The sequence below is a fragment of the Eikenella sp. NML070372 genome (assembly GCF_001648415.1).
Classification (GTDB): domain Bacteria; phylum Pseudomonadota; class Gammaproteobacteria; order Burkholderiales; family Neisseriaceae; genus Eikenella; species Eikenella exigua.
Genome location: NZ_LXSN01000006.1, coordinates 56,335 through 80,507, shown reverse-complemented (window position 1 = coordinate 80,507; position 24,173 = coordinate 56,335). Strand labels below are relative to the sequence as shown.

Below are 24,173 nucleotides of genomic sequence, written 5' to 3'. Positions count from 1 at the left end.
CGCAAAACGTTGTCATGTCGTTTCTCGCACAACTGGGCGATTTCACGGCTGCTCATCAAAGGTTGTTGCTGCTTGCCAATTTGGATAATCTGATTCATAATCTGCTCCGATTTGTAGCTCTCCCTAAGCACCATTGCCCGCCACGCTCCGGCGGGCTTTTTTTCATCCCCACCATTCCCGAAACCGCCGAAACCAAGCAGCCTTGGCCGGCACATAAATCCGTTGCATGATTTGCCCGTCATAACGCGCATTGGCCGCAGCCCCCAGTTTTTCCCTAGCCTCTTCCGGGCTGTCCGCCCAAATGCTCAATGACCACGTCCTGCCTTTGAAACGGTAGGAGAACGTGTATTCGTTTTTCGCATAATCCATAGGAGTTCCTTTAGCTAACCTTCCCGCTTGGCAAACCGCACCAAGTCCAGAAAATCCCCGCACATTTCCAACGTGTGGCCAAACTCGTCCTTGAATCCGTAACGTTTGAAATAGGCTATAATTTCCGCCTCGCTCATCCGTTCGAAAGGTGCCGGGAATGCACCATCAATTTGTTTCGTCATCAACCCTGCTCTCCATTGGTTATGAACATCCGGTTTTGGAAGTGCGCTTCAAACACGGCGGCTGTTACCAGTATCACGGTGTGCCGGCTTCTATAGGCAGCCCATCCGTTGCCGTCAGACGGTCGTCATAGCGCCGCACGGCGGCAACCGCACGGCACATTCCGTAAGCCGTCGTCTGCAAGTCAATCATCGGATGCGCCTCCGCCGTCCGCAGCAACGCATTGATAATCTCGTTGCGGTCTTCCAAAGACAGTACTTGCTCAATCTCTTGTCTTTCCCTCATCTTCTTTCCTTTCCTCAAAAATATTTGCGACCCTATTCAGCCAATTTCCTGCCGTTCATGGCGTGCCACGGGGAATGCCCGGATTTCTTCGGCAAACAATTTGCCGTTTTTGTGATACACAAAAATATTCCTTCCAGAGCTAATCGCTTTGCTAACAGCACCTTGGGAAATTTTTAAATCTTTTGCCGTGCGGTGCTGTCCGTTTTTTCTCGCATATTCAAGCAACGGGACTTTTTCCATAAAACACTCCAGTTCAAAACCATAGCTAAATATAACCGCAGGTTATTGTAATGTCAATACCTGCGGTTGTTTGATTTTGATTACTGATGGTAATAATATGCTCCAAAACCAAGGAGGCAATATGGCTGTAAAGAAACGCGTGCTAACGCAAGAAGAGCAGTTTGAATGTGCTGAATTAAAAAGTATTTTTCAGAAAAAAAAGGGAAAGCTGGGGTTGTCGCAGGCAGCGGTAGCCGATGCGCTCGGCATTTCACAAAGTGCGGTTAATCACTATCTGAATGGCAAAAATGCACTCAATGCCTCCGCTGCCAGCAGGTTTGCCCAGTTGCTGCAAGTTCCCGTTTCCGACTTCAGCCAACGATTAGCAAAAGAAATCAATATGATGTCTATCGGCATTGATGTGGAGAAGCTGAAAGCGATGGGAGAGGATGCGCTAGCAGAAACCACCACTCTGCAACTGATGGATGTTGCCAGTTCTTGCGGGCAGGGGGTAGTCAATCCTGAATACCCATCTCTGCTCCGCTCTATTGAAATTCCCGATGCCGCCCTATTGCAACTATTGGGAACAACCAACCTGAATAACGTGGAACTGGTCTCTCCGGATGGCGACAGTATGGAGCCCACCATCCCGCGCAAAAGCATCATTTTGGCAAAAACCAATACCAGCGTATTCGACGGTAGCGGTATTTATTTCTTTACCTTGGACGGTTACAGCTATATCAAAAGACTGGCACGCGGCAAACACGGCGTGATTAAAGTCACTTCCGACAACCCCGCCTATTCAGGAACAAACTTTGAGATTTCCCCGGAAGAATTCGACCAGCTCACCATCCATGCCAAGCTTTGGAAAGTGCTGCCGCTGGAGTTTTTGGATATTTAGAACAGAGAGGTAAACCATGAGCAAACCTGAATCGAACTGGCAAAAGAACCTACTATATGCTGCTTGTGCCCTTATCGTAATATTGTTGTCGGTTATCTTTTTCTTGGTCGGCAATAACCGACAGCCGACCAACACCATCAAACCAACCGCCGAAAACCACCTACCTGCTACTGCTTCGTCGGAAGCGGCTCAAAACGGCAAATCAAATTCCGAGCAGGTTAGGCAGTTTATGAATGATTTAAAGACACAGGATGCGCAAGCCGTTTTTGCCTACTTGCAGCAACACAACGAATTAGAGGCTACTTGGACGGCGGCAAGCAAAGAAACAGTTACAGCATCCGCATTTAAATATCCTCAGATTCCCAATGGATTTGTTATTGAGACCAATTTTCACGCCATGACGGGAAACGGAGGGGAAGCTGTTTATAACGTATTGATGGCAGATGAAAACACAGATGGCGTGCTTGACCGAATCATCTACACAAATGTGCAGAACCGCAGTGATGAGCATGTTTATCACAACCCGACTGATGAGGCCTCCGCCATGCTATGGGAAGTGTCATTGAGAGAATTAGCCAGAGCATCCCGTTTACCCCATTAATCTAAAAGAGAACCCACCATGAAAACCATCTACCTAGCCCAAGCCTTTTCCTACGAGGTCAAAAAAGGCAAGGCCACCAAGAAGCTGCTCAACGAGCAGCCGATACAGTACGCCTCAGCAGACCAGGCAATCAGCCGGGCAAGGAGGATGGCCGAAACCAAGGCCGGGGCGATAGCGATAGCCCAGCAATATGATGAGGCGACGGGGGAAGCCGGAGATTACGAGGTACTGTGGCAGGACGGGATATTGCCGCAGGGGTTGGGGGAGGAGTAGGCGGGTTAAGCAATAACCATTTAATTATTTGGAGATATTTAATGAATGATACAACAGTAACACCGCAAGAATTGGAAGTTCTTATCCAAGAGGTGATAAGCCAAAATTTTGAGGATGAGGAAAGTCTCTGTGCATTTATCTTTAATAAAGTATCAACAAGATTAACCATTAAAATCAAAGGTAAAGACTACCAATCCAGTTTTCCTACATCTTTTGTACAGAGTTTGATAGAAATTCAGAATAATTTTTATCGTGCCGTATCTATCGCATTGTTTGGAGAGGAAAATTTAAAGCGCCTAACAGCGGAAAAACGTAAGCAGTACGAGCTGGTTTTTATTGTATCCGAAGGTTCTACAGAGGTAGAATCCGACTATAGAAAAAGCTTTTTTCAATTTTGTAAAGACATTATGAAAGATATGCCGCCCAAAACCAAAGCAGTAACGCTACTTACGCTAGCGCTTATTGTTACGGGTGGGGTTCTTGGTTATCAATATATTAACTATCTATCTGATACAGATAAAGAAAAACAACAAACAGTCCGTTTAACCAGAGCGATTGACAAGCTGGCCGAAAATCAAGAGCGGAATATTGCGGCGGTTTTAAAAGGGGTTCGAGGAGCAGATGAAGCCACCATTAACGACCAAGTTTTTGATAAAGCCGCTATTGCTGATGCCAATCAACGGGCAGAGCGCATCCCCCATCAGTCTGATACGACCACAGGAATATTCAGAATCATTATTGCCAGCACTAAAGAGCAGGGTAGTATTGATAAGTTTACGCTGACCAGCGCTCAAACAGGAGAAATCCCTTCGATATTTGATGAAGATAACTTCGATCAGGAAGACATTGATAAAGTTTGGGATGCCATCAAAAACAAACGACCGATTCAACTAACACTTACTCTCGATAAGCAGGGAGATAACATCAAGCAATCTGTTATTACTGCCGTACATTAATCCCAGCCCGCCCAGCGGGCTGTTCTTTTGCCCGTCAAATCCCGTCCGATCCGATTCACAAACCAAATAGCGCATCAGATGTGATGCACAAACCCAAACTGTCAACCCGTGATGCGTTCGCGGGGCTGGGTTCGAACTAGTTCCATTTTGGAACTAGTTCACTTCATCATGCGGCAGCGTAATTTTAATTATGGCGAATTCGCCATATTTGAAATGTCGTCGGCCCTATACCTTGGTCAAAGCAAATAAAATGAAATCAATCACTTGATTTTTCTGCAAAACGAGTGTCGGCCCGGCACTAGCCGGAACCAGCAGCCTTCTGGCTGCTTTTGTTTTGTCCCTCTCCCCAACCGTAAACCCGTAGCCGACTGTTGCCGCCAAGTGCGGCTTTTTGTTGCTGGGAATCTTGAGTTTTACCGACTTTCGACGAGTTTGTCTTAATTTTTTTATTTTATTAATCAGCTAGATGTAAAAATTACCGCTAATTATATTACTTGCGGTGTTGACTAGTTATATAACCGCTAGTAATATTCACCCCCAACGAAGCACGAAACAGACCGCACGAGCCAAGCCCTAGCGGGATACAAGAGGGCAAGCCCAGTTTAAAAGCTGGGGGCAAGGCCGATAAGCCCTAGCGGGCAGCAAAACAAAATTGGCGAGTAAAAGCCGAGGCGAATTTTTAACAGAGCCATTTCAAGGAGATGGCTTGATTAAACATTCGACAGCATTGAAGGAGAGAGCAATGTACGAATACGACTTATGGTTAGACCGCCAGTTATACGAGCATGACCGCCGCAACGCCGCCGCCGAATACGAGGCCGATCGGCAGGAAGAAGAAGCCGAACGATTGGCCGACAAATACCGCAGCGCCATCATCCGCGAATGGGCGGAAGTATCCATGATAGACGGCGAAGAAAACTACGACATCAACACCCAAGCCATATGGGAAAGCTGGATAGATGATTTCTTGAGTTGGAACAACGAAGAGAGCCTGCCGCTGGATATTCCCATGCCCACATGGCAAGAGTGCGTGGCAGTCCTTGCCGCCAATTAACGGAGAACATCATGCAAAGCAATACAGATTGGAAGTGCAGCCGCGCCATTAGGGTGCTGCAGCGCGGCATAAACCTTATCCAAGGCACAACGCTGGATGAAATCATAGACGGGCTAAGCCCGGAGGTGCGGGCTGCAATCATCAGGCACATGATGGATAAAGCCGACAGCCTTATCCGCGAGGAAGAGGAAGAGCGCGAAGAAGAACGCCGAGAGCGTGAGCAACAGTTCATAGGCTTGGCAGCCGGCCAATAACCGCAAAGTGGCGCAGAGACCCCCAGCCGGCGGTGGGGCAAAACACCGGCAGCAGGCAACGGAAAAAGCAAAGACCTCCTATACGGGTAATCCCCCCGAAAAGTCGCCGGATGCCTGCACCTTTACATAGGCAATTCTTGAAAATAGTTTAGCGATGCCGTATATTATCCGCCAATAGGCAGTACAGAACATCTCACGGGTATGTTGTTGGTGAAAGCAGCAACTTATATTTTTAACCACTAAATAAAAGGAGCTTACCATGAAACATATTTATTCAGAGGGATGGGATTTCTGAAATGGAATCTGCCCCCATCACTATTTTAGGTGAAACAATTGGCTACTGGGTACAAACAGTAGCCATTGTTGCATCCGCTGGATTTGCCGGTTGGCAAATTAAAGCACTTAGAAAACAGAATACAAGTAATGATACCCAATGGAAGCAACGCGCCACTATTGATGCCGTGATGGCCGACAGGAAAGATGACAACCTGATACGGTCAAGGCGGCGCTACGCGAGGATGAAACAGGCAAATGTAGACTTTGACGCACTTGGGGCTGCTCCGTTGCTGGATAATGAAGATGCAAATCATGCAATCTTGGACATTCTCAACAATTACGAGTTTATGGCTGCCGGAATTAAAGAAGGAGCGTTTGATGAGCAAATCTATAAACGCATGAAATGCTCGCTTATTGTTGCGGATTGGGAAATTTTAAACATATATATCAGAGCACTAAGGAAACGTGAAGAGAGACCGAAACTATTTATTGAATTTCAATGGTTAGCCGAGAAATGGGGAGCCAGTACAGAGCAAACTGAAAAATAACTTTATCAAAATCAAAGCCACCAGATCAGGTGGCTTTTTTCATGGAGACCCAAAATGAAATCCCCCTTCGCCGCTTGGACAGCGGCCTTTTTTATGGGCACGGCCTTTGTCGCCATGCCCACCCTGGACAGCCAAGACCGGTATTTACAGGCCGCCCAAGCAGAGACCGCAGCAGAGCGGGTAGCCAAGCTCGACCGGCAAGCCTCACAAGAGGCCGCCGAAGCGCAGAAACACTACGAAGAGATGACCGACTACGAGGTAATGCGCGGCGTGGTGTACGAGCCGGAGGGAGACGCCCAATGAGCAAACCTCAATCCATGCTGGACAAAGCCTACCCGATAGAGGCCAACGCCATATTAGGTATGGCATCGGGTATCGCAGCTTCAGCCCTGCATCATTACCAGCTCAACCCGAAGAGCGAAGAGAGCAAGCTGTTTGCAGAAACCGCCATCCCCGCCGTTCGGCACACCATCATGCCGATTGTAGAAGATGCCTACCAGTTATCCGCTGCGCAAGACAGCAGCCAAGACGATTTCCTGCTGGCAGTACACAAAACAGTTTCATTGCTAGACCAAGCTAAAAACAGAGCTGTAGAACTTGGTTTGGCCGAAGAAACACCGAATCCGACCATCCAATAACCACCGGAGCAAAGAATGACCGCAAACACCCAACTAACCCCCGCCCAAAAGGCACACCGCCTGAAAGACTTTTTCCAAGCCCCCGCTGTGCAGGCCAAGATGCGCGAACTGCTGGACAAAAACGCCGCCAGCTTCGCCACCAGCGCCATGCAGATAGCCAACAGCAACCCCATGCTGCTGGATGCCGAGCCGATGAGCATTTTCAACGCCGCCGTGATGGCCGCCACCCTGAACCTGCCCATCAACAACAACCTGGGCTTCGCCTATATCGTTCCCTACCGCAACAAAGGGCGCGTGGAAGCCCAGTTCCAGCTTGGCTACAAAGGCTTCATCCAGCTTGCCCAGCGCAGCGGCCAGTTCGAGCGCCTGGTATCCCTGCCCGTGTATGAGGCCCAGCTGATAGAAGAAGACCCCATCAACGGCTTCCAATTCGACTGGAAACAAAAACCGGCAGAAAACGAGCAGCCTGTCGGCTACTACGCCTATTTCAAGCTCATCAACGGCTTTACCGCCGAACTGTACATGACCCGCGAACAGGTCGAGGCACACGCAGGCAGATACAGCCAGTCCTTCAAAAAGGGCTACGGCGTATGGGCGGACAACTTCGAGGCAATGGCGCTCAAAACCGTCACCAAGCTGCTGCTGTCCAAGCAAGCCCCGCTGTCCATCGATATGCAGAAGGCCGTGCTGTCCGACCAGAGCGTGATTAAAGACGTAACAGGCGAGCAGTTCGACTACATCGACAACCAGCCAGCTGACCCCGTGATGCTGCTGCCGGTGGACGATGCCTTGTTCGCCACCCTGAAACAAAACATCAGCACCGGCGAAATCAGCGTGGAGAGCGTGCTGAACGGCAACTACGACCTGACCCCCGAACAGAGGGCAGAGATTGAGAGTTTGTGATGCTTATCCGCTGTTCCGCCATCCACAAAATCATCGGCCTGCCACGCAGCAAAAACGATAGGCTGACCCAGACCGCCAAAAGCCACCTTATCGAGCAGGCCAAGCAGGAGCTATTCGGCGTGGCCGCCTTCGACGGTGCCAAGTACACCGAAAAGGGCAACGCATTAGAGCCGTTCGCCATCCAAGGCAGCGGCCTGATACGCGGCAGGCAGTACGCTAAAAACACCGAGCGGCGCGAAAACGACTGTATCAGCGGCGAATGCGACATCCACGACCCGAAGCACCGCCTGATTATCGACACCAAATGTAGCTGGGATATTAAAACCCACCCGTTCTTTCGTGAAGAAGCCGAACGCAAAGTCAAAGAAGCGGGCTACGACTGGCAGATGCAGGGCTATATGTGGCTGTACGGCTGCGAGCAGGCCGAGATTGATTTTTGGCTGTTCCCCTGCCCGGAAGACCTCATCGGGCAATACGGCGACCCCGAAAAACTAATTGACGCCATCGAGCGCATCCCGCTGCGCAGGCGTGTTACCACCGTAACCGTCAAGCGAGACCCCGGAGCCATCGAGCGCATCCAAGAGCGCGTGGCCGTTTGCCAAGAATACTATCAACAACTTATGCAGGAGCAATCCCCATGCTGAACAAAGTCATCCTAATCGGCCGCCTAGGCAAAGACCCCGAAACCCGCTACATGCCCAACGGCGAGGCCGTGTGCAACTTCTCGGTCGCCACCAGCGAAAACTGGAAAGACCAGAGCGGGCAGAAGAAAGAGCGCACAGAATGGCATGCGATAACCCTATACCGCAAGCTGGCCGAAATCGCCGCAAAGTACCTGCAGAAAGGCAGCCTCGTCTATCTCGAAGGTCGTATCCAATCCCGCAAATACACCGGCAAAGACGGCATCGAACGCACCGCTTACGAAATCGTGTGCAGCGAGATGAAGATGCTGGGCGGCAAAGCGGAAGGCGGGGAAGGGCAGCACAATCCACCGCCGCCACCCGCACGGCAGCAACCCGCCGCGCCCGTGCCGCAAGATGATATTGACGATTCAATCCCGTTTTAGGAGCAACCATGACACTGACCGAATGGTTCGTCAACGGAGAAACCGGATTAAGCAGCATGACACTGGCTCTTTGGTTATCCGAACAGAAAAGGCCGAAGAAAGGCGTGCACTTCCCATACGACCCATGGGACTTCAGAAGATGCCTGCTTTTGCTGGATGCCGTTCCTGAATTGCGTAAAAAAATGCACACCTTGCCGGAACTCTCGAAAGAGTGGGCGGCATTTTATGAAAGGTGGGATGATATGGAGGTATCCATGCGCAGGGAGATGACAGGGCATACCGCGCCGAAAACTTACGCCTTGATTAATGAAATATTAAAAAGATAGGAGCAACCATGACCCGGCAATTCAAATTCGGCGACCGCGTACAAGATGCAGACGGCAAGCAGTTTGTTTTCCTGCGCGGATACCTGTCAAGCTGTACCGTAGCCGGAGAGGATGGCCGTACATACGACTATCTGACCAACCGCCTGCAACCCGTCCAGCACCCCGACACCGGGCGGCTGGACTGGCTCGCCGCACAAGATGATATCGACATCACGCTGGGCAGAGCCGTGAAATTTAAACCCTGCCTGCGGGCGCATATCGATGCCGCCATGCAGGCACAGGCGGCAGAAGCAGAGGCTACCTGAAATGCCGTCTATCCTAGACCCCTGTTGCGGCAGCCGCATGATGTGGTTTGACAAGCAAGATCAGCGTTGCCTATTTGGCGACCTGCGCACCGAAAGCCACCACCTGAAAGACCGTGGCAACCTGCGCCATCTCGAAATCCACCCGGATGTGCGGTTAGACTTTACCGCGCTGCCATTTGCCGACAACAGCTTTAACTTGGTGGTTTTCGACCCGCCGCACCTTGTACGGGCCGGGAAAAAATCATGGTTGGCCAAAAAATACGGCCAGCTCACCCAAGACTGGCGCGACGACATCAGCCAAGGCTTCGCCGAATGCTTCCGCGTGCTCAAACCCGGCGGCGTGCTGATTTTTAAGTGGAACGAAGACCAAATCAAAGTGCCGCAGATTTTGGCGCTCACACCGCACCAACCCCTATTCGGACATCCCACCGGCCGCCACGGCCGCACGCATTGGTTTACTTTCATGAAGGAGGCTACCTGAAATGACCATCCGTTTCGGCAGCCTGTGCAGCGGCATCGAAGCCGCATCCGTGGCGTGGGAGCCGCTCGGCTGGCAGCCCGCATGGTTTGCCGAAATCGAGCCCTTCCCCGCCGCCGTTTTAAAACACCATTGGCCGCACGTCCCCAATCGCGGCGATATGTCCAAATTTAAGGAGTGGCCGAATGAGCCAATTAACCTTCTTGTCGGCGGAACACCCTGCCAATCCTTCAGCGTTGCCGGATTGCGGCGCGGATTGGCAGACCCTCGTGGCAACCTCATGCTTACCTATCTTGCCATTGCTAACCGATATCGCCCCGAGTGGCTGGTATGGGAGAACGTCCCCGGCGTTCTGTCGTCAAACCGGGGGCGGGATTTCGCCGCCTTCCTCAACGGGCTGGCAGAACTCGGGTATGGGTTCGCCTACCGCGTTCTTGACGCTCAATACTTCGGAGTGCCACAGCGCCGCCGCCGCATCTTCGTTGTCGGCCGTGCTGGAAGCTGGCAACGTGCCGCAGCGGTACTATTTGAGCGCGAGAGCCTGCAAGGGCATCCTGGACAGGGCGGAGCGCCGCAAGAAAACCCTGCCGCCTTTATTGAAGGCAGCTTTGGCACGTATCGCCAGAGTGCTACCGGCGGCACGCTAAAAGCCAGCGGCGGTGCACAGCAGGGCGGCAGCGAGACCCTGTTAGTAGTACGCGGCCGGCAAGACCCCAGCACCGACAACCGCGCATTTGCGCCCGATTGCCGGCACAGCGGCAATACCAACGTTGTCTGCATCAACGGCAACATCATCAATAAAGACCCCGATGGCACCAGCGGCGGCAACGGCATGGGTGCCATCCAAGACGGCACCGCCTACACCCTCACCGCAACCGACCGGCACGCCGTTTCCGACGGTTTCCAGGTGCGCAGATTTACACCTGCCGAATGCGAGCGCCTGCAGGGCTTCCCGGCCGGGCACACGCAAATACCTTGGCGCGGCAAACCCGCCGCCGACTGCCCGGACGGGCCGCGTTACAAAGCCATCGGCAACAGCATGGCCGTGCCGGTGATGCGTTGGATAGGCGAGCGTATCAAGCAAGTAAACCAAATCAAGGAGCAAGCATGACACCCGAAAGAATCGAACAAGAGCGCCTGGCGTTTGAGGAGCGGATGGCCGAACTATATCCAACCAATCCGCAGACGGAACGGGTAGGAGAAGAATACAGCCGCCTCGGCACGCAGTACAAATGGGAAGGCTGGCAAGCCCGAGCCGCACAATCCGAATGGATAAGCGTGGAGGATAGGCTGCCTGAAGCAGGGGAAAATATTTTAATTATTCTTGGTAAGGGCAGATGCGTAAGATGCTCAATTTATGAGCCGGAACTTGAGGAGTTTGAGCGGCTAGATGTAACCCATTGGCAACCATTTAGACCACCCGCCGCAGACCCCGCCGCGTAATGCGGCTTTAATTTTGGAGACTGAAATGTTTACATTATCCAGTTCGGATAGAAACAAGTATCTTGCCTTTGATGAAAACATCTTGAAAGTAGAAGATGAATTAAATCATATGGCCGCCAGCATCTTCCTCGATGTTGATGATTGCCGTCAACTTGCTTCTGCCTTACTTCATGGTGCGGAAAGTCAGATTTTAAGACAGGCAATAAATGATTGGATACTTGAATCAGACAGCGTAGTTCGTCAGCTTCCAGTGGATACTCTGATGATGTTGTACCGTGGGGATCTGGTGGATACCAATATTGATACGTCCGAATTTATTAGAGAAATTGATAAAAGATTAGAGAAGGATGTAGAGAAATGACAGCACACAAACACGCAGAAAATATGATGCTCTATGCTCAAGATGCGTTGGAAACAGAGACCCCTTGGGAGCGGTGGGAATGGCGGGAATTTGGCGACCAATCTTTCATACAATGCGTGCAACACCCGAGCTGGAGGGATAGCTACGAGTTCCGCCGCAAGCCGCAAGTAATCCGCGTAGGGCGGCATGAGTTTCCAAAACCGATTACAGAAGCACCGCCCTTTTGGACCGATTATTTTTATATTACGGCTGTAGATACTTGCTTCACGGTTTGTTCAGATAATTGGGCTGGAGAGATACATGACCGTTGGCGCTTGATTGGAAATCGCGCCCATTTATCCCAAGAAGCCGCCCAAGCCCACGCCGATGTACTGAACGCAATCTGCCGTGGGGATATTGATTAATCGGACCGCTGAAAGACGGTCTTTAGTTTGGAGACACCATGCAAACCTACAACATCCATGAGGCCGCCGCGCTGCTCAAGTGCCACCACACCACCGTCTGCACCATGTGCAAAACAGGCGAAATCGCCGCCTTCAAAGCGGGCAGGGCATGGGTGATTACCGAATCCGCACTTGAAAACTACATCGCCGCCAAGCAAAATGAACGCGAGCAAGCGGTGATTGGCAGAAGGAGTAAAACACAATGTCAATCCATCTCAACAAACACGGGATATGGCAAATATCCCTACGCACGCCAAGCGGCAAAAGATTTAGACGCACTACTGGCACAGCCGACCGGCGCGAAGCCCAAGAGTTGCACGATAAATTAAAGCACGAACTTTGGCGGCAGGAGAAATTAGGGGAGAAGCCAAAACATTTATGGGATGAAGCCTGCATCCGCTGGTTGCAGGAAAACCAAGGCAAGAAGAGTTTGGACGGCGACAAAAACAAAATCCGCCTGTTACCCGAACTGCGCGGCCTGCTGCTGGAAGATATGACACGCGACCTGATACACAGCGTAGTCAACCGCAAAACCTGCTCCGGCAGCACCAAAAACCGCTACTTCGCCCTGATACGCGCCATCCTGAACAAATGCGTGAACGAATGGGATTGGCTCGATAAAGCCCCCAAGCTCAAACTCCACAAAGAGCCCAAGAAACGCATCAGGTGGCTGTATCCCGAAGAAGCCCGGCGCCTCGTCAACGCCCTGGCACACCTGCCCTATATGCAGCACCTCGTCATCTTCTCGCTCGCTACCGGATTGAGGCAGGCCAACGTCCTCAACCTCAAGTGGGAGCAGATCGACCTCAAGCGGCAGGCGGCCTGGATTTATCCCGACCAAGCCAAAGCAGGCAAGGCCATCGGCGTACCGCTCAACCACACCGCCATGCAGGTATTGATGGAAAGACAGAGGGAGGGCGAATACGTCTTCACCCACAGCCACGGCGGCAGGGTTAAGAGCATCAGCAGCAGGGTATGGCACGAAGCGCTGGAGAAAGCGGGGATAGAAGACTTCCGCTGGCACGACCTGCGGCACACTTGGGCAAGCTGGCTCGTGCAGAACGGAACACCCCTGGCAGCCCTAAAAGAAATGGGCGGTTGGGAAAGTGTCGAAATGGTGCAGAGGTATGCCCACCTCGCACCGGAACACTTATCACAACACGCCCGTTTAATCGATTCCAGCATGCCGCCCGGAATCGGTTTAGTCCAAAATTTTGCCAAAGTCCAAAACCGGCAAAACACAGACAAGCAAATAAACCACCTTAACTGATTGAGTAACCAACGTTAATTTGGTGGGTCTGGCTGGTCTCGAACCAGCGACCAAAGGATTATGAGTCCTCTGCTCTAACCCCTGAGCTACAGACCCGGCTAGAAAGGGCGGCATTGTACCGACAAGCCGCCAGCCTAGCAAGATTACTGCTTGTTTTCCTCGCTGTCTAGGAAGCTGCGCAAGCGGTCGCTGCGGGTGGGATGGCGCAGTTTGCGCAGAGCTTTGGCTTCGATTTGGCGGATGCGTTCACGGGTTACGTCAAACTGTTTGCCCACTTCTTCCAGCGTATGGTCGGTGTTCATGTCGATGCCGAAACGCATGCGCAAAACTTTGGCTTCACGCGGAGTGAGGCTTTCTAAAACGTCTTTGGTGGCTTCACGCAGTCCGGAATACATGGCGGCATCGGCCGGGGCAATATTGTTTACGTCTTCGATAAAGTCACCTAAGTGGCTGTCGTCGTCGTCGCCGATGGGGGTTTCCATAGAAATAGGCTCTTTGGCAATCTTCATGATTTTTCGGATCTTGTCTTCCGGCATTTCCATCAATTCGGCCAGCTCGGCGGCGTCTGGGTCTTCACCGGTTTCCTGCAGATACTGGCGCGAGATGCGGTTCATTTTGTTGATGGTTTCAATCATGTGCACTGGGATGCGAATAGTACGCGCCTGGTCGGCAATCGACCGGGTAATGGCTTGGCGTATCCACCAAGTAGCGTAGGTGGAGAATTTGTAGCCGCGCCGGTATTCGAATTTATCCACCGCTTTCATTAAACCGATATTGCCTTCCTGAATCAAATCGAGGAATTGTAGGCCGCGGTTGGTGTATTTTTTGGCGATGGAAATTACTAGGCGCAGGTTGGCCTGTATCATTTCTTGCTTGGCAGCGGCGGTTTCTTTTTCATTGGCCACCATGTTTTTGCTGATTTTTTTCAGTTCCGCAATGGAAATCTGCGCGTGCTTCTCCTGTTCGATGAGAATATTCTGCTTTTCGATGATGGCATATTGGAAACGGCTCAGGGCCTCGCTCCACACATGGTTTTTGCTGATTTCGGCTTCCACCCAATTTAAATCGGTAATATTGGACAGGAAATTGTTGATAAAGTAATCGCGATCCATGTGTACACGGTTGAGGCAGATGTCGCGGATTTCGCGTTCCAGGCGGCGGATGCTGTCTACGCGAGTGCGCAGATTGTTGCTAAGAGTTTCAATCTGGCGGGTGGTAAAGCGTACATTAAGCAGTTGATCGGCAATATAGTTGCGCAGGTTCAGATAGGTTTTGTGCTGGCTGTGGTGTTTTTGCAGCGCAGCAATCATTTTCTGATAGGTAGCTTGGATGTTTTCAAAGTGTGCCAACACTTTTTGCTTGAGCTCTTCGAGATTGGCGGCAGAGATGGCGCCAGTATCTTCTTCAGTATCTTCTTCATCTGCATTGCTGTCTTCGTTTTCATCCAAATTGGTATTGGGAGCCGCCTCTTCGGCTTTTCCCACACCGATGCCCAATTCATCAAGCAGCTCTTCGTGCGGGTCAATAATATCTTCCACCGCTTCGTCCACCCGGATTTCACCGTTGCGAATCTTTTCGATCAGTTCGAGGATTTCAGCAATCGAGCCGGGGCAGGCGGAGATGGCCTGAATCATGTTACGCAGGGCAGTTTCGATTTTTTTAGCGATAACAATTTCGTCTTCGCGCGTGAGCAAATCCACCTGCCCCATTTCGCGCATATACATGCGCACAGGGTCGGTGGTGCGGCCGAATTCGGAGTCGGCGCTGGAGAGGGCGGCTTCGGCTTCGGCAACGGCATCGTCGTCGGTCATGTTGGCCGTATTGTCGGCCAACAGCAGGGTTTCGCTGTCGGGCGTTTCTTCGGTTACCTGAATGCCCAGACCGGAAATCATATTGACGATATTGTCGATCTGCTCGGCATCCGACATATCGTCGGGCAGGGCGTCGTTGATTTCGGCGTAGGTGATGTAGCCGCGTTCTTTACCTTGCAGAATCAGCTGTCTGAGCCGTGCCCTTTGCTCCTCCGGCGTGAGCGGGCGGTTGTTTTCGTCTTGTTCTTCGGTGGCGGGGTTGTTCTGTTCGGACATGTTTCTCTCGTTGTTCACAGGTCGGTGTAATCGGCATTGCCTAAATGGTGCCGTTGGCAGGAGGACGCCTCAAAAGCTCCAGCAGCAGTTTGGTTTCGTCATCGCTCAAGCCGTGTTCGATGTGTTTGCGTTTCAACGCTTCAACTTGCTGGGTTTTCAAGGCGTTCATCAATTTTTGCATACCCGATTGGAAATTCAGTGCGTCGGATTCGCCATCCCCCTCAAAGTGGGCGCTGTCCGTACCGGACTGCATGATGCGGCTGATATTGCCGTAATAGGGGGTGTTGCGCATGGCTTCCATCAATCCGGCACTGGATAGCGGCGAGCGGCTACGGCGCACATGGGCGGCCATGACGCTCAGGCAGGCAAGGTCGGTATCCAGTTCCAGATGGTCGGGTAGGTCGATATATGTAGCCCATTGCGGATTTATCAATAGGCGGCGGATTTGTTGTTGCGCCAAGCTCAGCATTTGCGGCTGGCGGAAGGTTTGGCGCGGTAGGGTGTAGCGTTGCTGGGCAACGTGGCGTTTGGGGACTTCCTGCCCCATCAGATGCGCCAAATTGGCCGGATCGATGCCCACTAAGTTGCTCAGTTTCTGCTTGAGCAGGAAGGCGAGGGCGGGGGCGGTAATCTGGGTGAGCAGCGGGGTGGCGGTTTTCACCAGCTCGGCCTTCCCTTCTTGGCTGCGCAAATCGAGCTTGGCGGTGAGCGCGTCCCAAAAATAGGCGGAAAGCGGCTTGCTTTGGTGCAGCAGCATATCTTCAAAACGTTCCCGCCCGTGTTCGCGCACATAGCTGTCGGGGTCGTGGCCTTCGGGCAGAAAGAGGAAGTGCAGCGATTTGCCGTCTTTCAGTTGGGGCAGGGCGTTTTCCAATGCACGCCAGGCGGCTTTGCGGCCGGCCGCATCGCCATCGAAGCAGAAATAGATGCTGTCGGTTTGGCGCATCAGGATTTTAACGTGCTCGGCGGTGGTGGAGGTGCCCAGTGCGGCCACGCAGTAGCCGATGCCGAACTGCGCCAGTGCAACCACGTCCATATAGCCTTCCACCACCAGGATGCGGCCGGCTTCTTTCACAGCGGCACGGGCTTCGTAGAGGCCGTAGAGGTTTTTGCCTTTATCGAACAGCGGGGTGTCGGGCGAGTTGAGGTATTTGGGTTTTGAGTCGTCCAATACGCGGCCGCCGAAGCCGATAACCTGCCCGCTGCTGTTGCGGATGGGGAACATGATGCGGTGGCGGAAGCGGTCGTAGTGGCTGCCGTCTTTTTCAATCACCATGCCGCTGTTGACCAGCGCTTCGGAAGGGTAGGGGGTGAAACTTTGCGCCAGCGGCCGCCAGCTGTCGGGCGCATAGCCCAGGCCGTAGTGGGCGGCGACTTCATCGGAGAGGCCGCGTTTTTTCAGGTAGCCTTTGGCCGTTTCGTTGGCGGCCAGCTCGCGGGTGTAGAAGGCGGCGGCTTGGGCGGTGGTTTCTTCCAGGGTTTGCTGGCGCTGTTTGCGGCGCGCGCGCGCTTCGGGGCTTTCCTGGCGGCCTTTTTGCTGCGGCACCACCATGCCGGCGCGGTCGGCCAGATACTGCACGGCTTCGGTGAAGCCCAGCCCTTGGTATTCCATGACGAAACCGATGGCCGTACCGTGTGCGCCGCAGCCGAAGCAGTGGTAGAACTGTTTGCTCGGGCTGACGGAGAACGACGGGGTTTTTTCTTTGTGGAACGGGCAGCAGGCCATGTAGTTGGCGCCGCCTTTCTTCAGCGGCACGCTCTCGTCGATGATGTCGACAATATCGGTTTTGGCCAGCAGCTCGTCGATGAATTCGCTGGGAATCATGCTTCGGCGCTTGGTTTGTGAAACGGATTGAGGCTACCTGAAAACCACGGCGGGGATTTTCAGGTAGCCTTTTTCAGGTAGCCTTTGTCGGGCAGGGTTATTCGGCGGGCGGAACGTAGCCTTGCACCGTGTCGGCCTCGCCGTCGCCGAAGAAGTAGTTTTCCATCTGCTGGGCGAGATACTGGCGGGCGCGCGGGTCGGCCAGGCTGAGGCGGTTTTCGTTGATGAGCATGGTTTGGTGGCGCGTCCAGGCATCCCATGCTTCCTGCGATACGTGTTCGAAAATGCGCTTGCCCAAATCGTTGGGCAGGGGTGGGAATTTGAGGCCGGGCGCTTCTTTGCCCAGCTTGATGCAATTTACCATGCGGGTCATGTGCTTTCCTTTTCGGGTGGTGTGGATGGGGGGTTAACGGTTTTTTAAGCCCAATACGTCTTGCATATCGTATAGGCCGGTGCGTTGCTGCTTCAGCCACACGGCAGCACGTACGGCGCCGGCGGCGAAGGTCATGCGGCTGGAGGCTTTGTGGGTGATTTCCACGCGCTCGCCTTCGCCGGCAAACAGGGCGGTGTGCTCGCCCACGATATCGCCGCCGCGCACGGTGGCAAAGCCGATGGTTTGCGGGCTGCGCGCGCCGGTGTGGCCTTCGCGGCTATACACGGCGCAATCGGCCAGATTGCGGCCGAGGGCATGGGCAATCACTTCGCCCATACGCAGCGCGGTACCGCTGGGGGCGTCCACTTTGTGGCGGTGGTGCGCTTCGATGATTTCGATGTCGTAGCCTTCGTTCAACACGCGGGTTACGGTGTCAAGGATGTGGAAGGTGAGGTTTACGCCGATGCTGAAGTTGGCGGCAAACACAATGCCGGTGTGTTCGGCGGCGGCGGCGATGGCAGCTTTGCCCGCTTCGTCGAAACCGGTGGTGCCGATAACCATTTTGATGCCGCGCTCGGCGCAGCAGGGCAAAAGGCTACCTGAAACATTGGGGCGAGTGAAATCGATGAGCACGTCGCAGTCGGCGAGCACGGCCTCGATGTCGCTGCTGACGGCTACGCCTGTTTTCAAGCCGGAAGCATGGCCGGCATCCAAACCCAAAGCTTCGGAGCCTGCGTGTTCCAGCGCGCCGGTGAGCACGGTGTGCGGATTGGCCGCCACAGCTTCAACCAGTACTTTGCCCATGCGGCCGTTTACCCCAGCCAGGACAACTCTCATGGTGGCAGACATGATATTCCTCAAGCAGGATTATTGCGCGGTTTGGCCGGCAGGCGCGGCTTGCTGCTGTTGCTGCTTGCGCAATTCGTCCAACACATCGCCTTCGGCTCTAACCAGGGAGTCGTTCGCATCGAAATACAGGGTGAGGTTTTTGCGTTCGCGCACTTTGCCGCCGCGGCTCACTTCAAAAACGTAGTCCCAGCGGTTGCCGTGCAGCGGGTCGCGCAGCAGCGGCGTGCCCAGGATGTGCTGTACCTGCTCTTTGCTCAAGCCTTGGTGCAGCGAGGCTACGGCCTGCAAATCGAGTTCGTTGCCCTGCACGATGGTGAGCTTGTAGGAGGGGAAGCGGGCAAGACGTTCGGTGCTGCACGCGGCCAAACCGATGCAGGCGGCCAAGGCCAAATAAACGGATTTATTCACAAACATGCCTTTCAAGATAAATCGCGCACCGCCCCGGCTGAGTAATTTAAAGGTGGGCAAGTGCCTTAAAAATGCGTATTATAACGGTTGTTGACAAATTTGAGCGACAGAACATCATACATCATGGAAAACAATATTGCACAACTCAAAGGCAGCGGCCTGAAAGTAACCGGCCCGCGTTTGAAGATTTTGGATTTGTTTGAAACCCATGCCGAAGAGCACCTGAGTGCGGAAGATGTGTACCGCATCCTCCTGGAAGAGGGCGTTGAAATCGGCGTGGCCACCATTTACCGCGTTTTAACCCAGTTCGAACAGGCCGATATTTTGTTGCGCCACCATTTCGAGAGCGGTAAAGCGGTGTACGAGCTGAACAAGGGCGACCACCACGACCACATCGTGTGCGTGAAATGCGGCAAAGTTACCGAGTTTCACAACCCCACCATCGAAAACCTGCAAGGCAAAATTGCCGAAGAAAACGGTTACCTCATTGTGGATCACGCGCTGTATCTGTATGGCGTGTGCGGCAATTGTCAGTAGAAACACTATCTATAAAGCAGGCAGCAATATTTTCAGGTAGCCTCTATGGCTCAAAATATTCCTTTGCTACCGGAAGGCTGTTTGCAGTTTCCCGACCCGCGCTTGGCCATTGCCGAACACGATGGCTTGGTGGCAGTGAGCCGGGATTTAACGGCACAGCGGCTTTTGGCGGCTTATCAACAGGGCATCTTCCCGTGGTTTGAGGAGGATGGCCTGTTTTTTTGGTTTGCCACCGCCCCGCGCACGGTGTTGCCCCCTCAACGGCTGCACGTCGGCCGCTCGTTGGCAAAGGCCATGCGCAACCGGCATTACGCGGTAACGGTAAACCAAAACTTTCCAGCCGTGATTTCCGCCTGCGCCGCCACGCCCAGGCCGCATCAGGGCGGCAGCTGGATCGCACCGGCGTTTCAGGTAGCCTACAACGAGCTGCACCGCATCGGCCATGCGCATTCGTTCGAATGCTGGTATCCCGATGAGGGCGGGCATCTGCTGTTGGCCGGCGGGCTTTATGGCGTGCAGATCGGGCGGGTATTTTTCGGCGAATCGATGTTTGCCTGGCAGAACGATGCCTCGAAAATCGCCTTTGCCCATGCCGTGCCGTTTTTGCAGCGCTGCGGCATCGCCTTGATCGACTGCCAGCAAGACACGCCGCACTTGGCGCGTTTCGGCTCGGAGCTGATGGCTTTTGACGATTTCCAGGCTGAATTAAACCGCCTGACCGCGCAAACACTTGCCGAGCCCATCGGCCAGCGCCTGCTTCAACAGCAGGGCGCGTGGTTCGGCAAGGAGGCGTGAGTGCCGAAACCGGTTCGCAAGAAGCGCGTTACATGGCACAATATCGGCTGTTTTAGATTACAGGCTACCTGAAAGTTTCAGGTAGCCTCCCGCTTACTCTATGGCGGATAAACCTGCTTACATGCCGGGGGGCTATCATACCGCGGCAAAAGTTAAGTGAATCCGCCGTATCACCCATCACCCACAAGGAGAAACCATGTCTCTACAAAACATCATCGAAACCGCGTTTGAACAGCGCGCCGAAATTACCCCGCACAGCGTTTCCGCCGAAGTGAAAGAAGCCGTGCTCGATACGCTTTATCAGCTCGATTCCGGCAGCCTGCGCGTGGCCGAGCGGCAGGGCGTGGGGCAGTGGAAAGTGAACGAGTGGGCGAAAAAGGCCGTGTTGCTTTCCTTCCGCATTGCCGATAACGAGGTATCCAGCGACGGCGTGAGCAAATATTTCGACAAAGTGCCCACCAAATTCGCCGATTGGATTCCGCAGCAGTTTCAGGTAGCCGGTTTCCGCGCCGTGCCCGGCGCCGTGGCGCGCCGCGGCAGCTTTATCGGCAAAAACGTGGTGCTGATGCCCTCTTATGTAAACATCGGCGCCTATGTGGACGAGGGCGCGATGGTAGACACTTGGGCCACCGTGGGTTCCTGCGCGCAAATTGGCAAAAACGTGCACCTGAGCGGTGGCGTGGGCATCGGCGGCGTGCTCGAGCCGTTGCAGGCCGCGCCCACCATCATTGAAGATAACTGCTTCATCGGCGCGCGCAGCGAAATCGTGGAAGGCGTGATTGTGGAAGAGGGTAGCGTGATTTCCATGGGCGTGTATATCGGCCAATCCACCAAAATCTACGACCGCGAAACCGGCGAAATCCACTACGGCCGCGTCCCCGCCGGCTCGGTGGTGGTGTCGGGCAGCCTGCCCGCGAAAGACGGCACGCACAGCCTCTACTGCGCCGTCATCGTGAAGAAAGTAGACGCGCAAACCCGCGCCAAAACCAGCGTAAACGAACTGCTGCGCGGCGTGTAGCTTGCCGGATTTTCAGGTAGCCTGTTTGCAAGAAGGCTACCTGAAAGCTATTTAACTTAGGAGAAAACCATGCGAGCCCTTCTTCTTGTCGACATCCAAAACGACTTCATGCCTAGCGGCCGCCTGCCTGTGGCCGAAGGCGATGCCATTATCGAGCCGGTAAACCGGATTATCGGCAGCTATCTGTTGGTGGTGGCCTCGCAAGACTGGCATCCCGCCGGACACGAGAGCTTCGCCTCCGCCCATGCCGGTAAAAAGCCGTTCGACGTCATCAATCTGCACGGTTTGGAGCAAGTGCTGTGGCCGGATCACTGCATTGCCGGCAGCAGCGGCGCGGCGTTCCATCCCGAACTCAACACCACGCCTATCGCCGCCGTATTCCGCAAGGGCATGGACAAACATACCGACAGCTACAGCGCGTTTTACGACAACGGCCGCCGTCGCAGCACCCAGCTTGCCGCCTACCTGCGCGCCCACGGCGTAACCGATATTGATGTGGCGGGGCTGGCGGCCGATTTCTGCGTGTATTTCAGCATGGCCGACGCGCTCGCCGAAGGCTTCCGCGTGCGCCTGCTCGAGCATGCCACCCGTGCCATCGATGCCGCAGGCTTCGCTGCCAAAAAAGCCGAACTGCTGGCGCATCCGAATTTTTCGCTGGCCGATTAGCTTGGGTTTGCATTTTTCAGGTAGCCTCTGCGTTATCAAAGGCTACCTGAAAAATTTTAGCCAACGCCGTATCTGACAGCCGCCCGCGCTTTCAGGTAAAATCCGCCCGACCATCATTATTTTCAGGTAGCCCAAACCATGCTTAATAAAGACCAATTCGCCGACAACCATTTCATCCGCACCATCATCGAAGAAGACTTAAAAAGCGGCAAACACAGCGCCATCCAAACCCGCTTCCCGCCCGAACCCAACGGCTACCTGCACATCGGCCACGCCAAATCCATCTGCCTGAATTTCGGTTTGGCGTATATTTACGACGGCCTGTGCAACCTGCGTTTCGATGATACCAACCCCGAAAAAGAAAACGACGAATACGTCAACGCCATCAAAGAAGATGTTGAGTGGCTCGGGTTCCATTGGGCGGGCGAGCCGCGTTTCGCTTCCAACTATTTCGACCAGCTTTACGACTACGCCGTCGGCTTAATCAAAGACGGCAAAGCCTATGTGGATGATTTAACGCCGGAACAAATCCGCGAATACCGCGGCACGCTCACCGAAGCGGGCAAAAACAGCCCTTACCGCGACCGCAGCGTGGAAGAAAACCTCGACTTGTTCACGCGCATGAAAAACGGCGAATTCCCCGACGGCAGCAAAACCCTGCGCCTGAAAATCGACATGGCATCAGGCAACATCAATATGCGCGACCCCGTCATCTACCGCATCCGCCGCGCCCATCACCACAACACCGGTGATAAATGGTGCATCTACCCGATGTACGACTACACGCATTGCATTTCCGATGCCATCGAAGGCATCACGCACTCCTTGTGTACGCTCGAGTTTGAAGACCACCGCCCGCTTTACGATTGGGTGTTGGACAACATCCCCGCGCCGCACGCCACCCGTCCGCGCCAATATGAGTTTTCCCGTTTGGAACTGTTGTATTCCATCACCTCCAAGCGCAAGCTGAATCAACTGGTTTCAGAAGGCCACGTTTCCGGCTGGGACGACCCGCGTATGCCGACGATTTCCGGCATGCGCCGCCGCGGCTACACGCCCGAAGGCCTGCGCCTGTTTGCCAAACGCGCCGGTATTTCCAAATCGGAAAATATCGTTGATATGAGCGTGTTGGAAGGCGCAATCCGTGAAGAACTGGAAAACTCCGCCCCGCGCATGATGGCCGTGTTGAATCCGATCAAGGTAACGCTTACCAACTACAATGCAGCCCAAGCCGAAAGCCGCACCGCGCCCTATCACCCGAACCGCGAAGACATGGGCAGCCGCGAACTGCCGATTTCGTCCACGCTCTATATCGAAGCCGACGATTTCAGCGAAAACCCGCCCAAAGGCTGGAAACGCCTCACACCCGGCGGCGAAGTGCGCCTGCGCTATAGTTATGTGATGAAGTGCGACGAAGTGGTGAAAGACGCCAGTGACAACATCGTCGAACTCAAATGCAGCTTGGATTACGACACCTTGGGCAAAACCCCCGAAGGCCGCAAAGTGAAAGGCGTTATCCACTGGCTTTCCGCCGAACACGCCGTGCCCGCCACCGTGCGCCTGTACGACCGCCTGTTCACCGAACCCCGCCCCGATGCCGTGCGCGGCGAAGACGGTGCATCCCTGCCGTTTACCGATTTCCTCAACCCAGAATCGGCTAAAGAAATCACCGCATACGTTGAAGCCGCTGCCAACGATTTGCCTGCGGAGAGCCGTTGGCAGTTCGAACGGCTGGGCTATTTCGTTACCGACCGCAAAGACCATGCAAAAGGCAAGCCCATGTTTAACAAAACGGTGGGTTTGCGCGACACTTGGCAGGCGAAAGCCCAATAATCCCTGCACCGGATGCAAAGGCTACCTGAAAACGCTTAGACCAGGTTTTCCGGTAGCCTGCTTTCATGCCGGAAGGTGTCTATACTTGACTAAATCACTTGGGTATTGGAAAATTCGTATCCCTTGATGCAACAAGGCCATAGTCCTATGAAATTAACCACCAAAGGCCGTTTTGCCGTAACCGCCATGCTCGATTTAGCGCTGCACGGGTGCGAAAACCCCGTCAGCCTCAATGCTATCAGCGGACGGCAGAATATTTCCTTATCGTACCTCGAACAGCTTTTCGGCAAACTGCGCCGCGCCGGGCTGGTAGAAAGCGTGCGTGGGCCCGGCGGTGGTTATCTGCTCAGCCGCCAGCCCGGTAGTATTAACATTGCCGAAATCATCTACGCCGCCGAAGACAAGCTGGATGCCACCCGCTGCGGTGGCCAAACCAACTGCCATAAAGGCGCGCTCTGCCTCACGCATGATTTATGGGAGAACCTCAACCAAACCATCCAAGGCTACCTGAACAGCATTTCCCTGCAAGATGTGCTTGATAAAAGGCATAGCCACTACCTGTCATGATGCCGCCATCGGCCTTACCCATATCCACTATAGCTAAGGCACTTATTTCTTTCTGCGGGGGTAAGC

General features: G+C 53.8%; 37 protein-coding genes, 1 tRNA gene and 2 pseudogenes. 30 read left to right on the top strand and 10 right to left on the bottom strand.

The features are described from left to right. Nucleotides 1-162: 162 nt before the first annotated feature. The gene (locus A7P97_RS08260; RefSeq protein ID WP_067596348.1) at nucleotides 163-369 is read right to left on the bottom strand and encodes a hypothetical protein; all 207 of its coding nucleotides are present in this window, start codon (nucleotides 367-369) and stop codon (nucleotides 163-165) included. Nucleotides 370-383: 14 nt separating this feature from the next. Further along, on the bottom strand, nucleotides 384-551 hold the full coding sequence (locus tag A7P97_RS10485; RefSeq protein ID WP_197474139.1) for a hypothetical protein: 168 nt from the start codon (nucleotides 549-551) through the stop codon (nucleotides 384-386). Here A7P97_RS10485 and A7P97_RS11095 point away from each other — a divergent pair. Continuing rightward, complete coding sequence (locus A7P97_RS11095) at nucleotides 527-682, top strand: KTSC domain-containing protein (RefSeq protein WP_082887650.1); 156 nt, start codon at nucleotides 527-529, stop codon at nucleotides 680-682. The genes A7P97_RS10485 and A7P97_RS11095 overlap by 25 nt on opposite strands. Here A7P97_RS11095 and A7P97_RS10225 read toward each other — a convergent pair. Both A7P97_RS10225 and A7P97_RS09820 read right to left on the bottom strand, forming a co-directional pair. Further along, nucleotides 625-834, bottom strand: a complete 210-nt coding sequence (locus A7P97_RS10225) for a hypothetical protein (protein ID WP_067529460.1) — start codon at nucleotides 832-834, stop codon at nucleotides 625-627. The genes A7P97_RS11095 and A7P97_RS10225 overlap by 58 nt on opposite strands. Before the next feature lie 36 nt (nucleotides 835-870). After that, on the bottom strand, nucleotides 871-1,074 hold the full coding sequence (locus A7P97_RS09820; protein ID WP_082887649.1) for a Cro/CI family transcriptional regulator: 204 nt from the start codon (nucleotides 1,072-1,074) through the stop codon (nucleotides 871-873). A 97-nt stretch (nucleotides 1,075-1,171) separates the two neighbouring features. Between A7P97_RS09820 and A7P97_RS11090 the strand changes: the two are divergent. From A7P97_RS11090 to A7P97_RS08150, 23 genes and pseudogenes are all read left to right on the top strand, one after another. After that, nucleotides 1,172-1,414 (top strand): annotated as a pseudogene (locus A7P97_RS11090) (helix-turn-helix domain-containing protein); the annotation flags it as partial. Continuing rightward, nucleotides 1,378-1,473: pseudogene (locus tag A7P97_RS11085) on the top strand (hypothetical protein); the annotation flags it as partial. The pseudogenes A7P97_RS11090 and A7P97_RS11085, both read left to right, overlap by 37 nt. Further along, nucleotides 1,454-1,954 carry a helix-turn-helix transcriptional regulator gene (locus A7P97_RS08250; RefSeq protein WP_369799502.1) on the top strand — a complete coding sequence of 167 codons (501 nt, stop codon included), beginning with the start codon at nucleotides 1,454-1,456 and terminating at the stop codon, nucleotides 1,952-1,954. The pseudogene A7P97_RS11085 and the gene A7P97_RS08250, both read left to right, overlap by 20 nt. 16 nt (nucleotides 1,955-1,970) lie before the next feature. Beyond that, on the top strand, nucleotides 1,971-2,555 hold the full coding sequence (locus A7P97_RS08245; RefSeq protein WP_067529455.1) for a hypothetical protein: 585 nt from the start codon (nucleotides 1,971-1,973) through the stop codon (nucleotides 2,553-2,555). A gap of 18 nt (nucleotides 2,556-2,573) precedes the next feature. Next, complete coding sequence (locus A7P97_RS08240; RefSeq protein WP_067529454.1) at nucleotides 2,574-2,828, top strand: hypothetical protein; 255 nt, start codon at nucleotides 2,574-2,576, stop codon at nucleotides 2,826-2,828. Then, nucleotides 2,786-3,784 carry a hypothetical protein gene (locus A7P97_RS08235; protein ID WP_197474137.1) on the top strand — a complete coding sequence of 333 codons (999 nt, stop codon included), beginning with the start codon at nucleotides 2,786-2,788 and terminating at the stop codon, nucleotides 3,782-3,784. The genes A7P97_RS08240 and A7P97_RS08235 overlap by 43 nt, the downstream gene beginning before the upstream one ends. 742 nt (nucleotides 3,785-4,526) lie before the next feature. Further along, entirely contained in the window at nucleotides 4,527-4,838 is a 312-nt protein-coding gene (locus A7P97_RS08230) for a hypothetical protein (RefSeq protein ID WP_067529451.1), read from the top strand. A gap of 11 nt (nucleotides 4,839-4,849) precedes the next feature. Next, nucleotides 4,850-5,092, top strand: coding sequence for a hypothetical protein (locus A7P97_RS08225; RefSeq protein ID WP_067529449.1), 243 nt, complete (start codon nucleotides 4,850-4,852; stop codon nucleotides 5,090-5,092). A 296-nt stretch (nucleotides 5,093-5,388) separates the two neighbouring features. Then, on the top strand, nucleotides 5,389-5,916 hold the full coding sequence (locus tag A7P97_RS09815) for a DUF4760 domain-containing protein (protein WP_082887648.1): 528 nt from the start codon (nucleotides 5,389-5,391) through the stop codon (nucleotides 5,914-5,916). A gap of 54 nt (nucleotides 5,917-5,970) precedes the next feature. Further along, nucleotides 5,971-6,219 carry a hypothetical protein gene (locus A7P97_RS08215; protein ID WP_067529447.1) on the top strand — a complete coding sequence of 83 codons (249 nt, stop codon included), beginning with the start codon at nucleotides 5,971-5,973 and terminating at the stop codon, nucleotides 6,217-6,219. Then, the gene (locus tag A7P97_RS08210) at nucleotides 6,216-6,554 is read left to right on the top strand and encodes a hypothetical protein (RefSeq protein WP_067529445.1); all 339 of its coding nucleotides are present in this window, start codon (nucleotides 6,216-6,218) and stop codon (nucleotides 6,552-6,554) included. Before A7P97_RS08215 ends, A7P97_RS08210 begins: the two co-directional genes overlap by 4 nt. A gap of 15 nt (nucleotides 6,555-6,569) precedes the next feature. After that, nucleotides 6,570-7,457 carry a recombinase RecT gene (locus tag A7P97_RS08205; protein WP_067529443.1) on the top strand — a complete coding sequence of 296 codons (888 nt, stop codon included), beginning with the start codon at nucleotides 6,570-6,572 and terminating at the stop codon, nucleotides 7,455-7,457. Further along, nucleotides 7,457-8,101, top strand: a complete 645-nt coding sequence (locus A7P97_RS08200; RefSeq protein ID WP_067529441.1) for a translocation protein TolB precursor — start codon at nucleotides 7,457-7,459, stop codon at nucleotides 8,099-8,101. The genes A7P97_RS08205 and A7P97_RS08200 overlap by 1 nt, the downstream gene beginning before the upstream one ends. After that, nucleotides 8,095-8,523 (top strand): single-stranded DNA-binding protein, encoded by a 429-nt coding sequence (locus A7P97_RS08195; protein WP_067529437.1) that lies wholly within the window; start codon nucleotides 8,095-8,097, stop codon nucleotides 8,521-8,523. Before A7P97_RS08200 ends, A7P97_RS08195 begins: the two co-directional genes overlap by 7 nt. Nucleotides 8,524-8,531: 8 nt before the next feature. Further along, nucleotides 8,532-8,849: a hypothetical protein gene (locus tag A7P97_RS08190; protein WP_067528197.1), complete on the top strand. Its 318-nt coding sequence runs from the start codon at nucleotides 8,532-8,534 to the stop codon at nucleotides 8,847-8,849. Between the two features lie 8 nt (nucleotides 8,850-8,857). Next, on the top strand, nucleotides 8,858-9,154 hold the full coding sequence (locus tag A7P97_RS08185) for a hypothetical protein (RefSeq protein WP_067529435.1): 297 nt from the start codon (nucleotides 8,858-8,860) through the stop codon (nucleotides 9,152-9,154). Between the two features lies 1 nt (nucleotide 9,155). After that, nucleotides 9,156-9,635 (top strand): class I SAM-dependent methyltransferase, encoded by a 480-nt coding sequence (locus A7P97_RS08180; RefSeq protein ID WP_067529432.1) that lies wholly within the window; start codon nucleotides 9,156-9,158, stop codon nucleotides 9,633-9,635. Between the two features lies 1 nt (nucleotide 9,636). Next, nucleotides 9,637-10,743, top strand: coding sequence for a DNA cytosine methyltransferase (locus tag A7P97_RS08175; protein WP_067596347.1), 1,107 nt, complete (start codon nucleotides 9,637-9,639; stop codon nucleotides 10,741-10,743). Continuing rightward, nucleotides 10,740-11,075: a DUF551 domain-containing protein gene (locus A7P97_RS08170; RefSeq protein ID WP_067529430.1), complete on the top strand. Its 336-nt coding sequence runs from the start codon at nucleotides 10,740-10,742 to the stop codon at nucleotides 11,073-11,075. The genes A7P97_RS08175 and A7P97_RS08170 overlap by 4 nt, the downstream gene beginning before the upstream one ends. A gap of 25 nt (nucleotides 11,076-11,100) precedes the next feature. Then, nucleotides 11,101-11,436 (top strand): hypothetical protein, encoded by a 336-nt coding sequence (locus A7P97_RS08165; RefSeq protein WP_067529429.1) that lies wholly within the window; start codon nucleotides 11,101-11,103, stop codon nucleotides 11,434-11,436. Further along, nucleotides 11,433-11,840 carry a hypothetical protein gene (locus A7P97_RS08160; protein ID WP_067529426.1) on the top strand — a complete coding sequence of 136 codons (408 nt, stop codon included), beginning with the start codon at nucleotides 11,433-11,435 and terminating at the stop codon, nucleotides 11,838-11,840. The genes A7P97_RS08165 and A7P97_RS08160 overlap by 4 nt, the downstream gene beginning before the upstream one ends. Before the next feature lie 38 nt (nucleotides 11,841-11,878). After that, nucleotides 11,879-12,208, top strand: coding sequence for a helix-turn-helix domain-containing protein (locus A7P97_RS10790; RefSeq protein ID WP_067529424.1), 330 nt, complete (start codon nucleotides 11,879-11,881; stop codon nucleotides 12,206-12,208). Next, nucleotides 12,193-13,149, top strand: a complete 957-nt coding sequence (locus A7P97_RS08150; RefSeq protein WP_231865691.1) for a site-specific integrase — start codon at nucleotides 12,193-12,195, stop codon at nucleotides 13,147-13,149. The genes A7P97_RS10790 and A7P97_RS08150 overlap by 16 nt, the downstream gene beginning before the upstream one ends. A 20-nt stretch (nucleotides 13,150-13,169) precedes the next feature. On the opposite strand, the gene A7P97_RS08145 is transcribed toward A7P97_RS08150, so the two are convergent. The 6 genes from A7P97_RS08145 to A7P97_RS08120 form a co-directional block, all read right to left on the bottom strand. After that, nucleotides 13,170-13,245: transfer RNA gene (locus tag A7P97_RS08145), tRNA-Ile, on the bottom strand. A 47-nt stretch (nucleotides 13,246-13,292) separates the two neighbouring features. Further along, the gene (gene rpoD / locus A7P97_RS08140; protein WP_067529420.1) at nucleotides 13,293-15,236 is read right to left on the bottom strand and encodes an RNA polymerase sigma factor RpoD; all 1,944 of its coding nucleotides are present in this window, start codon (nucleotides 15,234-15,236) and stop codon (nucleotides 13,293-13,295) included. Nucleotides 15,237-15,276: 40 nt separating this feature from the next. Further along, nucleotides 15,277-17,061 (bottom strand): DNA primase, encoded by a 1,785-nt coding sequence (gene dnaG, locus A7P97_RS08135; protein WP_067529418.1) that lies wholly within the window; start codon nucleotides 17,059-17,061, stop codon nucleotides 15,277-15,279. Nucleotides 17,062-17,158: 97 nt separating this feature from the next. Next, nucleotides 17,159-17,434 (bottom strand): oxidative damage protection protein, encoded by a 276-nt coding sequence (locus tag A7P97_RS08130; RefSeq protein WP_064089928.1) that lies wholly within the window; start codon nucleotides 17,432-17,434, stop codon nucleotides 17,159-17,161. 33 nt (nucleotides 17,435-17,467) lie between these two features. Further along, on the bottom strand, nucleotides 17,468-18,283 hold the full coding sequence (gene dapB / locus A7P97_RS08125) for a 4-hydroxy-tetrahydrodipicolinate reductase (RefSeq protein ID WP_067529416.1): 816 nt from the start codon (nucleotides 18,281-18,283) through the stop codon (nucleotides 17,468-17,470). A gap of 18 nt (nucleotides 18,284-18,301) precedes the next feature. Beyond that, on the bottom strand, nucleotides 18,302-18,691 hold the full coding sequence (locus tag A7P97_RS08120; protein WP_067529476.1) for an outer membrane protein assembly factor BamE: 390 nt from the start codon (nucleotides 18,689-18,691) through the stop codon (nucleotides 18,302-18,304). Nucleotides 18,692-18,778: 87 nt separating this feature from the next. Here A7P97_RS08120 and fur point away from each other — a divergent pair, with 87 nt between their 5' ends. From fur to A7P97_RS08090, 6 genes are all read left to right on the top strand, one after another. Next, the gene (fur, locus tag A7P97_RS08115; RefSeq protein WP_185737504.1) at nucleotides 18,779-19,228 is read left to right on the top strand and encodes a ferric iron uptake transcriptional regulator; all 450 of its coding nucleotides are present in this window, start codon (nucleotides 18,779-18,781) and stop codon (nucleotides 19,226-19,228) included. 45 nt (nucleotides 19,229-19,273) lie between these two features. Next, entirely contained in the window at nucleotides 19,274-20,023 is a 750-nt protein-coding gene (gene aat, locus A7P97_RS08110) for a leucyl/phenylalanyl-tRNA--protein transferase (RefSeq protein WP_067529414.1), read from the top strand. Nucleotides 20,024-20,219: 196 nt separating this feature from the next. Continuing rightward, on the top strand, nucleotides 20,220-21,041 hold the full coding sequence (gene dapD / locus A7P97_RS08105) for a 2,3,4,5-tetrahydropyridine-2,6-dicarboxylate N-succinyltransferase (protein ID WP_067529411.1): 822 nt from the start codon (nucleotides 20,220-20,222) through the stop codon (nucleotides 21,039-21,041). A 69-nt stretch (nucleotides 21,042-21,110) separates the two neighbouring features. Further along, the gene (gene pncA, locus A7P97_RS08100) at nucleotides 21,111-21,707 is read left to right on the top strand and encodes a bifunctional nicotinamidase/pyrazinamidase (protein ID WP_067529409.1); all 597 of its coding nucleotides are present in this window, start codon (nucleotides 21,111-21,113) and stop codon (nucleotides 21,705-21,707) included. Between the two features lie 138 nt (nucleotides 21,708-21,845). After that, nucleotides 21,846-23,540 carry a glutamine--tRNA ligase/YqeY domain fusion protein gene (locus A7P97_RS08095; protein WP_067529407.1) on the top strand — a complete coding sequence of 565 codons (1,695 nt, stop codon included), beginning with the start codon at nucleotides 21,846-21,848 and terminating at the stop codon, nucleotides 23,538-23,540. Nucleotides 23,541-23,687: 147 nt separating this feature from the next. After that, nucleotides 23,688-24,107, top strand: coding sequence for an Rrf2 family transcriptional regulator (locus A7P97_RS08090; protein WP_067529405.1), 420 nt, complete (start codon nucleotides 23,688-23,690; stop codon nucleotides 24,105-24,107). Nucleotides 24,108-24,173: the final 66 nt, after the last annotated feature.